Here is a 12,685-nt window from a genome sequence, read left to right on the forward strand (position 1 = left end):
ACCTTATTATTAATTGACTTTGGGTAAAATAAATCCCAATTATTGATTTTATTTAATCATTGTTTCTATTTAATGTTCAATATGATATTGATGTTTCCATTTATATAATATGCCTCCTTGAAACATTTAGAAAATTTTAACAAATCGACATCTATTTTTGTAGTGAAGTCCATAGACGAAGTTAGGTATATACTATTTTGGAATTATAAAATAACATCACTTGATATTCTAAAAAATAGTATCGTTAAATAAAACACCCTAAATTAACTTGAAATTTGTTTAAAGTTTTAATTTCAATAATAAATAAGAATACTCTTTCAGTTAACTGATTGAAAGTAGTATTTTTTCATTTCGATGATTTTACTTGGAGGATTTAAATGAAAATTTTAGTTGTAGGAACCGGAGCACGGGAACATGCCATATGTGAATCTCTAAAAGATGAAGCAGAACTTTATTCAATCATGAGTAATCAAAACCCGGGAATTGCCAGAATATCTGATTTTAAAGTGGCCAGCGAAGGAGATCTTGAAATTGTTAAGAAATTCGCAATTGAAAAGAATGTGGATATGGCTTTTATTGGACCTGAATCTCCACTGGAAAAAGGTATTGTGGATGAATTAGAGGGTGCTGGAATAAGCTGTGTAGGGCCTAACCAACAAGCGGCAAGGATTGAAACAGATAAGTCTTTCATGAGAGACCTTTTCGAGGAACATAAAATCCCAGGATCCCTTGTTTACCGGGTCTTTGATAATTATCAGGATATTAGTGATTTTCTGGATGATTTTGATAAAGATGTGGTAATAAAACCAGTGGGACTCACTGGAGGAAAAGGAGTAAAAATTGTCGGCGATCATTTAAAGGACAACTCTGAAGCTAAAGAATACGCTAAACATGTCATGGATACTAAAATGGGTGGATATCCTAGGGTAGTAATTGAAGAGAGACTCATTGGCGAGGAATTTACTGTACAGGCATTTTCTGATGGGAAGAACCTGGTACCAATGCCTGCAGTTCAGGATCATCCTCATGCTTTTGAAGGAGATCAGGGCCCTATAACTGGTGGAATGGGATCCTACTCTGATAAAAATGGATTACTTCCTTTTTTAAGTCAAAAAGAATACAATTCTGCAGTTAAAATCATGCAAGAAACTATTGGTGCTATAAATAAGGAAGTAGGTCCATATAAAGGGATTTTATACGGTCAATTCATGCTCTGTAAAGAAGGGCCAAGACTGGTAGAATACAATGCCCGGTTTGGTGATCCTGAAGCCATGAATGTATTACCTCTTCTAAAGACTAGCATGGTTAATATTTGTCAGGGAATTGTTGATGGTAACTTGAAAAAGGCCGAATTTGAAGAAAAAGCGACTGTTTGTAAATACATAGTTCCTGATGGATACCCTGAAACTAAATTTGCCAATCAACCTATTTATGTGGATGAAACAACCATCTCTAATACCGGAGCTGATGTTTTCTATGCTGCAGTAAATCAAAAGGAGGACAATATATTCACCTCTTCTTCACGTGCACTGGGAGTGGTAGCATCAGCTGAAACCATATCCGAAGCAGAAAAAATCTGTGAAAACGCCACAAAATTTGTAAAAGGCGATTTATACCATCGAAAAGATGTAGGAACTCATGAAATTATTCAGAAAAGGATGAATCATATGAATAAGATAAGAGGAAACTAACATTTCCTTTTATTTAGATTAGGGGGGCCTAATTTGAAAAAATCTATGAAAAAAAGAAGTTAATGGATGAAAAATCCTCTCATTGAATAGATAAATTTTTCAAAAACTAATCTGATCTTCAAAATGCTGTTTAGAATAATCCGGAATTTTAGGGAGGGGTCTTTCAGATATTACCACAAATAAATTATCAAAAATATAACCCGGTATAAATGAATTATAAGTATTTAGAACTTTCTTTTAAAGATTATGATAAAATGGAAATAAAAGAAAGAACTTTATAATATAAACAGCGCATTTAAGTCGATTTGAGCAATAAATACTTTATTTTAATATAAAAATCACTTATTATAAATAACTTTTATAAGGACGATATTACATATAATTATCCTTAATTAGTTAATAGTATTTTTCACGATTATTGGAGATGAATTATAATGAAACATCTTTTATCACTCTGCGATGCCCAAAATCAAGTGCAGGAATTATTAGACTTGGCTATGCGTTTTAAAAATAGCCAAATGGAAGAAAAACCACTGGATAATAAAACATTGGCCATGATTTTTCAAAAATCATCAACCCGAACTAGAGTTTCCTTTGAAGTGGGCATGGCTCAACTTGGAGGTACAGCACTGTACTTGTCCACCAATGACTTGCAAATAGGTCGGGGTGAACCCATTTCTGATACTGCTAAGGCAATGAGTAGATATGTGGACGGAATAATGATAAGGGCCCTGAAACACGAAGACGTGGTGGAACTAGCTGAAAATTCAACTGTGCCGGTTATAAATGGTTTGACTGATCTGGAACACCCTTGCCAGGCCCTAGCTGATATGCAAACTATAAAAGAACATAAAGGCGATTTCAAGGGTAAACTGGTTTTTGTAGGTGATGGAAATAATGTCTGTAATTCACTAATTCTGATTTCTGCTATATTGGGTATGGACATGGCTGTGGCCTGTCCCCAGGGGTATGAACCAAATATAAAAATCTTAAAAAAAGCACATATTTTGGCTAGTAGATCGGGGGCCCAGATTGAAGTAACCTCTGATATAAAAGCAGCATTAAAAAATGCTGATGTGGTATATACTGATGTTTGGGTCAGCATGGGTGATGAAGAAGAGGAAGAAAAGAGGATGCGTGAATTCATGCCATTTCAAGTTAATCAAAACTTAATGGCCCTGGCCAATGATGATGCTATATTCATGCATTGTTTACCGGCTATTCGCGGACAGGAAACCATAGCCGAAGTTATTGACGGACCTCAATCTGTGGTATGGGATCAAGCAGAAAACAGACTCCATGCCCAAAAGGCAGTCATGTACTATCTGATGAAAGATTAAACTATTTTTTTAATTCTTTTTTCCAAATAAAAACTATTCAATTTGATTTATTATAAAAAAATATTTAGAGTTGCTCACTTTATTTATCATATTATTGTCAAAGAGTAAGTCTTTTACCTGGTCTAATCTTTTCTTTCCTATGGCTTCAAATTGTTTATGGACTAAATCATTATCTTTAGGGATAACAGCCAGAATTTGAAGATCAATCATGGAATAACCAGATAAAGGAGTCATTCCATCCCACTCTAAAGCAACTGGACACCTCAATATTGGTTCAAAGAATTCTTCTGGCAAGAAATCGATGGACTTCAAGTATTCTTCTAAAAAGAATTTTTTCATAGATTTGCTTTTGGATTTGAGGAACAAATTTGCATATTCCAGATCAGCAGAATTTTCTATAAAAAAATAAATATCTCCTTCCAATTCGTCTAGTGAATAAAATCGTAAGGGTGAAAACTCTTCCCCCAAATGCATATTTAATAAAATATGTGAAAAAGGTTTTAAATCGACAATGGCATAATGGCGTTTTAAATCATTCGCGGATATATTCATTAATGTTGCCAATGTATGATCACGATAATCAAGCACTTTTTTTTCATAATTGTTTTGAAAATTTACCAGTCCTAATTCCATTTTTTCATCTTCATATTTTTAATTGAAATAATTACAATTTTTTTAATCAAATCATGAAAATGGTTTCCAATTAATTAGTGTAAAAGAATAAAAATTATAATCAATTATTATATGGAGTATTTATTATAAAAAGTTAATATAGTGATTTTTCACAAAATCACATGCTCTCAGGAGCACTAACACCTAAAAGTTCCAGACAATTTTTAAGGGTCATCTTACTTTTCTCCACCAGCAGCAATCGGGCATTCTCGTAGGGAGAGCCAATAACTGGGGTGGACTTGTAGAACTTGTTGAATGCATTGGCTAGATCCTGGGCATATTGGGCTATATTATGGACTCTTCTAATGCGGGCTGATTCTTCCACAGTCTTGGGGAATTTTGCCAAAGTCCTTATGAGGTCTATTTCTATATTTTCAGGAGTCCAATGACTTTCTATAGTCACTTCATCTTCACTGAAGGCCTCTGACTTTTCCAGTAACTTACCTGCTCGAGCATGAGCGTATTGTATGGATGCACAACCTCTTTCAAAGCTTAAGGCATCGTCCCATTTAAAAACAATATGCTTTTCTGGTGATAAACGAGCAATATAATATCGTATTGCACCAATTCCTATTTCCCTAGCAATTTTATCGGATTCTTCAGGGTTCAAATCAGGCCTTCTTTTTTTAATTTCATTTAAAGCCCTTTTTATGGCTTCATCCATCAAATCATCCACTGAGATAAATACTCCTCGCCGGGTGGACATGGATCCTTCTGGTAGGGTTATGAATTCGTAAAAAATTACTTCAGGGGACTTGTCTCCAAGTAATCCCATGGCGATTCTTATTTGATCAATGGCCAGTTTATGATCAGATCCCAGGATATCTAGGATTATATCTCCTTTCTCTGATTTTTCCATATGATAAGCCAGGTCTCTGGTAGAGTAAAGTGATGTTCCATCAGATCGAGTTAATACCAACTCTTTTTCCAGACCAAAGTCTTCTAAATCTAAATAAAGAACTTCATTTTGCTTGGTATGTCCACTTTCTTTGAGTTTATCCACAATATCCCAAACAGAACCATTTCTTACAAATTTCCCTTCCCATACAAATGCATCGTGGTTGATGTGAAGATTTTGCATGGTAGTTCTCATACCGTCTATGCAGCTGGAAACAGCAAACTTAAATTTTTCATTAAGGTCCGGGTCTTCCCCATTTTCATATCTTTTGATTAGCTGATCAATTTCAATCTTCATCTCTGGATTTTCTTTAAGGGCTTGGTTGACCTGATAATATAGTTTTCCAATTTGATGGTCTTTTTTTTCACCAGAACCATATGATTCTAGATCATCACCAATATTTATAAGTCCCCACACTACCATTGCTATTTGGCGGCCCATATCATTAACATAGTATTGTGTTTCTAACTCATAACCTGCAGCCCTTAAAACTCGGGATAGGGAATCTCCTATTATTGCGTTTCTTACATGGCCTATGTGTAATGGCCCGTTAGGATTAGCTGAAGTATGTTCTAGGATTATTTTTTTAGATCGCCTGGGCAGTTGACCGTAGTTTTCATCTATGCCTTCCACAACCATGCGGGAGAATTTTTTATAATCAACAAAGAAATTTATATAGGGGCCCTTGGACTCCACACTCTCAAATATTTCCGGACTTTCCAGTGCACCAAGTATACTAATTGTGATTTCCATAGGAGATTTTTTAAGTTCTTTAGCCAGCTGAAATGATATGGTGGTAGCTAAATCTCCCATTTGCGGATTCGGTGGTTCTTCCAGCTTTATTTCTGAAGGAACAGGATAATTAAGCTGATTCAAAGCTTTTTTTAATGATTCTAATGCTTCTATTTCGATTATATTAAACATTAATTCACCTTTCATGATGTTGCAAAATAAATTTTATAATATTATCTGTTTATTATAAAAAATAATATAAAAATTAATTTAAATTATTTACTAATAAATATGATTTTCTTATAATAAAAAAATGAATGGACTTTTGTCCACTTTGTTATAATCCTCTAATCCAAAGAGTTATATAACCTACCTTAGGAATGAATGCCGGATAGTTCCCCAGTTCAATTACTTTCGATGTAACTTGTGATGGATAAACCACCGTGGGGTCGGGGCTTGGATTATTATCTCCCTTGGTAACGTAATATTTTTTACCATTATTATCAGTTCCCACATATATAATTCTGTGAATAACTGGTTCAGGGAACCATGTAGCATTATAGATTACTATGTCACCTTTTTGAAGATTTTCAGCATTGAATTCTTCAATTCCCAGGAAATTAGCCTTTTCTATTAGTACAATATCTCCCCTATAGAAAACTGGTTCCATACTTCCTGATACTACAACATTCATGTGTTGTGCAGCAATTAGGCCTATGATAATGATTATGATGTAAATAGCAATCTCTTTTATATCCTGGATGTCGCTCATCTTAACACCTGATTAAATAAATAAGTAAATCCTAATTTTAAATAATCCCTATTCATTTTCTTATTGAGGATTTACTTATTAATACTTTGCAGTTCTCACCTGAGAAATAATGAGAACTATCTTAAAATAGCTCCTTTATCTGCAGAACTTGCTAATCTCTGATAACGAGCTAACCAACCTTTTAAATTTCTATCTGGGGCTTTAACAGATTTCAATCTTTCTTGGATTTCTTCAGCAGATAGTTCCACTTCTAGCAATCGTTTAGGGATGTCAATGCTGATTATGTCACCATCTTCCAAGGCGGATATGGGGCCTTTGCCCATGGCTTCAGGGGATATATGTCCTATACACGGGCCTCGGGTACCTCCTGAGAATCTTCCATCAGTTATGAGGGCTACGGATTTTATACCCATTCCGACAATTGCTGAAGTTGGATTCAACATCTCTCTCATTCCGGGACCACCTTTAGGTCCTTCATAACGGATAACAATAACATCTCCTTCCTTAATTTCATTGTCAAATATGGCCTTTACGCACTCATCTTCACTGTTGAAAACTCTAGCAGGTCCTTTATGAATAAGCATTTCCTTTGCTACAGCGCCCTGTTTAACAACAGACCCATTAGGTGCTAAATTGCCCTTTAAAATCGCGATTCCGCCCTCTTCATGCACTGGATTCTCAATAGGTCTTATAACGGTATCGTCACGCACATGAACTTCTTTTAAATTTTCTTTTAAAGTTGAACCATTGCAAGTGACGGTGTTAGTAGCCAATACTCTTTCTAACGCTTTTAATACCGCAGGTATTCCTCCTGCCCTATCTAAATCCAGCATCATGTGTTCACCAGCAGGCGAAATAGAAGCTATGTGGGGTATTTTTTTACTTAAAACATCGAAAAGTTCTAAATCTACTTTAACACAGTGTTCTTCCAGTTCACTAGCAATAGCTGGTATGTGCAGTGCAGTGTTACTGGATCCTCCCAAAGCTAAATCAACTGCAACCGCATTATTAAATGCGTCTTGTGTCATAATATGTGATGGTTTCAAGTCTTCTTTTACCATTTCAACTATTCTTGCTCCAGTGGAATTGGCAATGCGCATTTTTTTAGCATCCACTGCGTGAGCTGTAGCACAACCAGGTAAACTCATACCCAGGGCTTCAGTTAGACAAGCCATAGTATTGGCTGTGAATAAACCAGCACATGAGCCAGCACCAGGACAGGCACACCTTTCAAGTTCGTTTAATTCTCCCATAGACATTTTACCTGAAGTGACAGCACCTACGCCTTCATAAACATTTATTAAGTCCACAGCCTTGCCCTGAAATTTACCTGGAAGCATGGGCCCCCCAGTAATTGCAATAGATGGTATATCCATTCTAGCGGCAGCCATAAGCATCCCTGGAACAACTTTATCACAGGTAGGCATAAGTACCAGACCATCTAAGCTGTGGGCCTGAACCATACTTTCTACAGTATCGGCAATTATTTCACGGGAAGCAAGAGAATATCTCATTCCCTCATGATTCATAGCTATTCCATCACAAATGGCCATGGTATTGAATTCAAAAGGCACTCCTCCTGCCTTACTGATGCCCATTTTAACAGTTTCAGCCAGATCTCTTAAGTGGATGTGGCCAGGTACAATATCAGTAAAACTATTAGCTATTCCAATGAATGGTTTTTCAAAATCATCATCAGTGACTCCACACGCACGAAGCAGTGAACGGTGAGGAGCCCTTTGAAGGCCTTTTTTTATATTATCGCTTCTCATTTAATCACCAATTATCATAAATCTCATTAAATAATTTTTAAAATCAATCAAATTAATTCAAATGGACTATGCCTTATTTAATATAATATAGTTGTTGTGCCTATTAATTTGATATATATAATTAAATTCTATTATTATTTTATATTTGAATTGTATATAAATTAAACATGGACACATTACTCCTCCTAAAATTTGTAATTGCTTTGTCTATAGGTGCTCTTATTGGTATTGAAAGAGAACGAAAAACCAAAGAAACCGAATTTGCAGGAGTAAGGACATTTATTTTAATTGCTCTTTTTGGTATTATTTCGGCTTATTTATCTACAAAAGTTTCCTATTTTGTTTTGATTGCTTTTATAGGGCTTTCTATTTTAGTTGGGTTGAGTTATTGGGTTAGCACCCGAGACAACGGTGACTTGGGACTTACTACAGAAGTAGCAGCTCTTTTAACATTTTCACTAGGGGCCCTGTGTTATTGGGGTGATGGATACAAATTAGCCCCTATACTGGCTATTATCATAACTTCGCTCTTGGCTTTAAAGCCGTCATTACATCGCATGGCTCAAAAAATCAGTGAAAAAGAAATGATTGATACCCTGAAATTTTTAATAATTGCCTTTGTTATCCTACCTCTTTTACCTGACCAGTCCATGGGCCCTTGGGATGTTTTCAACCCATACCAGGTGTGGTTGATGGTAGTATTCATTTCTGGAATTAGTTATGCGGGATACATTGCCATGCGATTTTTGGGCCCAGAAAGAGGCGTGGGAATTACAGGGATTATTGGCGGCTTAGTATCCAGCACAGCTGTCGTGACTGCCATGGCTGCTAGGGTTAGAGAATCAGAAACACTAATGAAGGCAGCAGTATTTGCAGCAGTTGTAGCCAGTTCTATGATGTTTTTACGGATATTTTTAGAAGTTTTAGTAATAAATCCGACTATAGCTCCATTACTTGCAGCGCCTATGTTAGTTATGGGTATTTTAGGAATTTTATTAGGGGTATGGGTGTGGAGAAGTTCAAAGATTAAAGAAATGGATCCTAAAGTCAAACTTGAAAATCCCTTCTCTTTAAAACCAGCACTCATATTTGGGGCATTGTTCATAGCTATTTTATTCTTAAGTAAGATTGCCAATATCTACTTTGGAAGTAAAGGCGTTTACATGGCCAGTATCATATCGGGGATAGCAGATGTGGATGCTATCACCATAAGCATGGCACTTTTAGCACAAAATTCGACATTATCTGCTACCACTGCAGTAACGGCTATTACGTTAGCCAGCATATCTAATACCCTTGTTAAATTTGGAATTGCCTTTCTTTTAGGAACTCGCAGCTTTGGAAAAAATGTAGGAATGCTATTTGCAGTTATAATTGCTGCCGGTGTAATTGCAGTTATTTTTATTTAAAAAAGTTTTCTTGGAAAAAATTGTTAAAAAGAATTAAATAATGTTTTAAGACCTTATCATGGTCAAGAGCATCTTGTACTTTTCCACAGCATGTAATGCATGTGGTTCATGGGCGGGCATGATAATCATTTCCCCTTGTTTCACATGTTTTTCCTTACCCGAAATGGTTATAATTGCTTCACCATCTATAATCTGAACTAATGCATCAAAAGGAGCGCTGTGTTCACTAAGTCCTTCTCCCTTATCAAAGGCAAATATAGTCACAGTGCCTGTTTCTTTGCGGATTATTTCTCTACTAACTACAGATCCTTCTTGATATGCAATCAAATCAGCTATATCCAATGCTTTTGATTTTAAATCTTCAGACATAAAAATCACCATTTACCTATATAAATCGGATATTATTAAATAATTTTCTAATTTAGACAATTCTAGTATCTTTAATAGGGCGCGGAACTTTTATCACGAGAAATCTAAGATCTTTAGAACTCTCATTATACCAGCAGTGCATTATATTAGCAGGACTTTCAATTAATGAGTCTGCCACTACTTCTTCTTTTTCATCACCTATTTCAACTATACCGGTACCTTCTAAAACATAGAAAAACACATCAACTGGGGTGACATGCCTTTTAAGTGATTCGCCTGGCTTTAAAGTAATATGAACTGCTATTGCATTTTCAGTGTCATATAATTTACGAACATCAACTTTATGTGGAGTTTCAGATATGGACGCATTTTTAACTTCTGTGATTTTCATATTAATGTTCTCCAATAAAAAAATTAAAAGAGATGCTGTAGAATAGCACCTAATCTTGGATTAATTTACTGTCCCATAATTTTTTTAATATCGTCTTCAGCTTCTCCTAGGGGGGTGAGTCCGTAGTTTTCTACTAAAACATTCACGATATCATCATTGGCCCATCCCGGTAATATTGGCCCAATATACATTCCTTGGAGATCCAGAGCAAGCAAGCTCCATAGAATAGCTGCTGCTTTTTGTTCCATCCAGCTTAAGACTATGGTCAATGGTAATTCATTCAGTCCTACGTCGAATAGTTCGGCTAATGCTGCAGCAATGTCTATGGCCACAATCGCATCGTTACACTGTCCGATATCTATGAGTCGTGGTACGCCTTCAATGTCTCCTAAATCCATGGCATTGAATCGGTATTTGCCGCAGGCCAGAGTTAAAACTACGGCATCTTCTGGTAATTTTTCCACAAATTCGGTATAGTACTTGGCTTTGGCCAGTGGAGAGTCACATCCTCCAACTAAGACAAACTGTTTGATTTTTCCAGCTTCTACCAATTCTTTAATCTTTGGAGCAAGAGATAATACGGTGGAAGCTCCAAATCCAGTGGTTAAAACAGTATCTCTTGATTCTTCTTCTAAATCTCCTAGTTCTAAAGCTTTTTCAATAACTGGAGTAAAATTGTAGTCTTCTATATGCTGGACTTCTGGTAGTTCAGCTACCCCTACGGTGAACATTCTTTCTTTGTACTCATCTTTAGGCAGCAATACACAGTTTGAGGTTCCTACTACAGCTACATTGTAATTGGCAAAAGTTTGCTTTTGATCAAACCATGGACCTCCTAATTGTCCAACAAGGTGCTTGTATTTTTTCAGTTCAGGGTATCCGTGGGCAGGTAATAGTTCAGAATGGGTGTAAATATTAATTCCTTTACCTTCTGTCTGTTTTAAGAGTTCTTCTAAAGCTTTTAGACTATGCCCTGTGGCTAAAATTCCCGGTCCTTTAACTGCACCTACTGGTACCTCTGTAGGCACGGGTTCACCGTAAGTATCTATATGGGCTTTTTTTAGAAGTTGCATGGTTTTAATATTCATTCTACCTGCTTCCAAGGCTAGTTCTACAAACTTACCTGCATCGAAGTTCACATTGGTCAATGTTGAGTAAAATCCTCTCTCCAGGAAGGCATCTACTTCATCGTCAGTGTATCCTAATTCTCGGGCATGGTATAGGTAAGCAGATATTCCCTTTATAGCATACAGTAGGTTATCCTGTAACCTTGCCACAGTTGGTTCTTTCCCACATACTCCTCTAACAGTACATCCAGTCCCTCGAGCAGTTTGTGAGCACTGGTAACAAAACATATCTAATGCTTCTTTTTTATCCATTTTATCTCCTCCTTTAGAATCCTGATTTTTAGTCTTCCCTTTTATAAGATCAACAAATCCCATTCTATCTCCTCTTTCATCTTCATTAGCACGGTTCAAACTGATCTTTACCAACCTGGCACAGAGGACAAACCCAGTCATCAGGTAAATCCTCAAATGAAGTGCCGGGTTCTATTCCGGAATCAGGGTCTCCGTCTTCGGGATTGTAAATATATGCGCACACAATACATCTGTATTTCATGATATCTCTCCAGATTTTTTCCCTATATTAAACCCTATCCGGAAAACATATATAGTTTTTGTCACTAAGTCAGTATAAAATAAAACAAATAATTTTAAAATGATATAAATCTGATTCTTAATGATTCATTATATTATTAAACGGTGATAACGTGCCTTTGAACAAAAAAACATGGAACTCTCTTAAAATTATGGGATTAACTGATTATGAAGCCACAACTTACCTGACTTTAACATCTATGATTTCTGGAACAGCTACAGAAATTAGTAATGATTCTAAGGTTCCCCGCTCTAGAATTTATGATATATTAAAAGAAATGGCCAAAAAAGGGTTTGTAGAGATTGAACGGGGAAGACCTTTAAAGTACGTAGTAGTGCCTCCAGCAGAGATTTTCCAAAAACATAGACAAAGTTTAATGGAAGATTTAGAAGAAGCAGAACTGGAACTTACGGCAGACTATGAAAGTCAAATATCCAAAGTTCCAGCCCCCATATGGCTTATCCATGGCCCGGAAAAGATAATTAAAAAAGAAATGGAGATAATTTCCAGGGCAAAAGAGAGCATCAATATAAGGGCAGGGTTCATGTTTGAGGGCGAAGCAGAACACCTCAAATCCAAAATAAATAAGGCCAATCGTAGAGGAGTTAAAACTAAAATAATGGCGGCACCATTTGCTATAATTGGGGATAAAAAAATCCACCTATCTAAAGAATTAGCAGGAATAAATGCGGAGATAAGGATTTATCAAATACCGTTTGTAAAAATGATTGTAAGGGATGGTATGGAAATGATGTTGATCTTTTCCAAGTTCTCTGGTAAAGAGAAAAAAGCAGTTTCACAGAGTGCTATTGGGGTATGGAATCAATATCCAGAAATAGCTCGCAATTATGCTAATGTTTTTGAGAATATGTGGGAGGGAGACATGCCTAAAAGGGGATGAAACTTTATTTAATATATTTTTTTCATAATTTCTAATGGGAATTATATTTAATAATCACTTAAAACAGATAGTCATACAC

12 protein-coding genes are annotated in these 12,685 nt (G+C 36.0%); 4 read left to right on the plus strand and 8 right to left on the minus strand.

What is annotated here, in order from left to right:
* The first annotated feature begins 377 nt into the window (after positions 1-377).
* Both purD and argF read left to right on the plus strand, forming a co-directional pair.
* Entirely contained in the window at positions 378-1,691 is a 1,314-nt protein-coding gene (gene purD, locus MXE27_RS04250; RefSeq protein WP_248611163.1) for a phosphoribosylamine--glycine ligase, read from the plus strand.
* Positions 1,692-2,125: 434 nt separating this feature from the next.
* Positions 2,126-3,031, plus strand: a complete 906-nt coding sequence (gene argF / locus MXE27_RS04255) for an ornithine carbamoyltransferase (RefSeq protein ID WP_248611164.1) — start codon at positions 2,126-2,128, stop codon at positions 3,029-3,031.
* Positions 3,032-3,064: 33 nt separating this feature from the next.
* On the opposite strand, the gene MXE27_RS04260 is transcribed toward argF, so the two are convergent.
* The 4 genes from MXE27_RS04260 to ilvD all read right to left on the minus strand — a co-directional run bounded on the left by MXE27_RS04260 (position 3,065) and on the right by ilvD (position 7,877).
* A complete protein-coding gene (locus MXE27_RS04260) occupies positions 3,065-3,664 on the minus strand; it encodes a hypothetical protein (protein ID WP_248611165.1) in 600 nt (199 codons plus the stop codon).
* Positions 3,665-3,821: 157 nt separating this feature from the next.
* Positions 3,822-5,525 (minus strand): arginine--tRNA ligase, encoded by a 1,704-nt coding sequence (argS, locus tag MXE27_RS04265; RefSeq protein WP_248611166.1) that lies wholly within the window; start codon positions 5,523-5,525, stop codon positions 3,822-3,824.
* A gap of 145 nt (positions 5,526-5,670) precedes the next feature.
* Entirely contained in the window at positions 5,671-6,096 is a 426-nt protein-coding gene (locus MXE27_RS04270) for a signal peptidase I (RefSeq protein ID WP_248611191.1), read from the minus strand.
* Between the two features lie 125 nt (positions 6,097-6,221).
* Positions 6,222-7,877 (minus strand): dihydroxy-acid dehydratase, encoded by a 1,656-nt coding sequence (gene ilvD, locus MXE27_RS04275; RefSeq protein WP_248611167.1) that lies wholly within the window; start codon positions 7,875-7,877, stop codon positions 6,222-6,224.
* A 167-nt stretch (positions 7,878-8,044) separates the two neighbouring features.
* Between ilvD and MXE27_RS04280 the strand changes: the two genes are divergently transcribed.
* A complete protein-coding gene (locus tag MXE27_RS04280; RefSeq protein WP_248611168.1) occupies positions 8,045-9,286 on the plus strand; it encodes an MgtC/SapB family protein in 1,242 nt (413 codons plus the stop codon).
* Between the two features lie 45 nt (positions 9,287-9,331).
* On the opposite strand, the gene MXE27_RS04285 is transcribed toward MXE27_RS04280, so the two are convergent.
* The 4 genes from MXE27_RS04285 to rd form a co-directional block, all read right to left on the minus strand.
* The gene (locus tag MXE27_RS04285) at positions 9,332-9,655 is read right to left on the minus strand and encodes a cupin domain-containing protein (RefSeq protein WP_248611169.1); all 324 of its coding nucleotides are present in this window, start codon (positions 9,653-9,655) and stop codon (positions 9,332-9,334) included.
* Between the two features lie 52 nt (positions 9,656-9,707).
* Positions 9,708-10,046, minus strand: a complete 339-nt coding sequence (locus MXE27_RS04290; RefSeq protein WP_248611170.1) for a cupin domain-containing protein — start codon at positions 10,044-10,046, stop codon at positions 9,708-9,710.
* A 65-nt stretch (positions 10,047-10,111) separates the two neighbouring features.
* Positions 10,112-11,401: a hydroxylamine reductase gene (hcp, locus tag MXE27_RS04295; protein WP_425438271.1), complete on the minus strand. Its 1,290-nt coding sequence runs from the start codon at positions 11,399-11,401 to the stop codon at positions 10,112-10,114.
* A 109-nt stretch (positions 11,402-11,510) separates the two neighbouring features.
* Entirely contained in the window at positions 11,511-11,666 is a 156-nt protein-coding gene (gene rd, locus MXE27_RS04300) for a rubredoxin (protein ID WP_282730806.1), read from the minus strand.
* Positions 11,667-11,817: 151 nt separating this feature from the next.
* Here rd and MXE27_RS04305 point away from each other — a divergent pair, with 151 nt between their 5' ends.
* Positions 11,818-12,606 carry a TrmB family transcriptional regulator gene (locus tag MXE27_RS04305; RefSeq protein WP_425438269.1) on the plus strand — a complete coding sequence of 263 codons (789 nt, stop codon included), beginning with the start codon at positions 11,818-11,820 and terminating at the stop codon, positions 12,604-12,606.
* Positions 12,607-12,685: the final 79 nt, after the last annotated feature.

The sequence above is a fragment of the Methanobacterium alcaliphilum genome (assembly GCF_023227715.1).
Taxonomy (GTDB): Archaea; Methanobacteriota; Methanobacteria; order Methanobacteriales; family Methanobacteriaceae; genus Methanobacterium_E; species Methanobacterium_E alcaliphilum.

What these genes read in the sequence shown, in the direction of transcription:
- hcp (WP_425438271.1), bottom strand. Translation starts at nt 11,401, where the DNA reads ATGTTTTGTTACCAGTGCTCACAAACTGCTCGAGGGACTGGATGTACT.
- MXE27_RS04260 (WP_248611165.1), bottom strand. Translation starts at nt 3,664, where the DNA reads ATGGAATTAGGACTGGTAAATTTTCAAAACAATTATGAAAAAAAAGTG.
- purD (WP_248611163.1), top strand. Translation starts at nt 378, where the DNA reads ATGAAAATTTTAGTTGTAGGAACCGGAGCACGGGAACATGCCATATGT.
- rd (WP_282730806.1), bottom strand. Translation starts at nt 11,666, where the DNA reads ATGAAATACAGATGTATTGTGTGCGCATATATTTACAATCCCGAAGAC.
- MXE27_RS04285 (WP_248611169.1), bottom strand. Translation starts at nt 9,655, where the DNA reads ATGTCTGAAGATTTAAAATCAAAAGCATTGGATATAGCTGATTTGATT.
- argS (WP_248611166.1), bottom strand. Translation starts at nt 5,525, where the DNA reads ATGTTTAATATAATCGAAATAGAAGCATTAGAATCATTAAAAAAAGCT.
- MXE27_RS04280 (WP_248611168.1), top strand. Translation starts at nt 8,045, where the DNA reads ATGGACACATTACTCCTCCTAAAATTTGTAATTGCTTTGTCTATAGGT.
- ilvD (WP_248611167.1), bottom strand. Translation starts at nt 7,877, where the DNA reads ATGAGAAGCGATAATATAAAAAAAGGCCTTCAAAGGGCTCCTCACCGT.
- argF (WP_248611164.1), top strand. Translation starts at nt 2,126, where the DNA reads ATGAAACATCTTTTATCACTCTGCGATGCCCAAAATCAAGTGCAGGAA.
- MXE27_RS04290 (WP_248611170.1), bottom strand. Translation starts at nt 10,046, where the DNA reads ATGAAAATCACAGAAGTTAAAAATGCGTCCATATCTGAAACTCCACAT.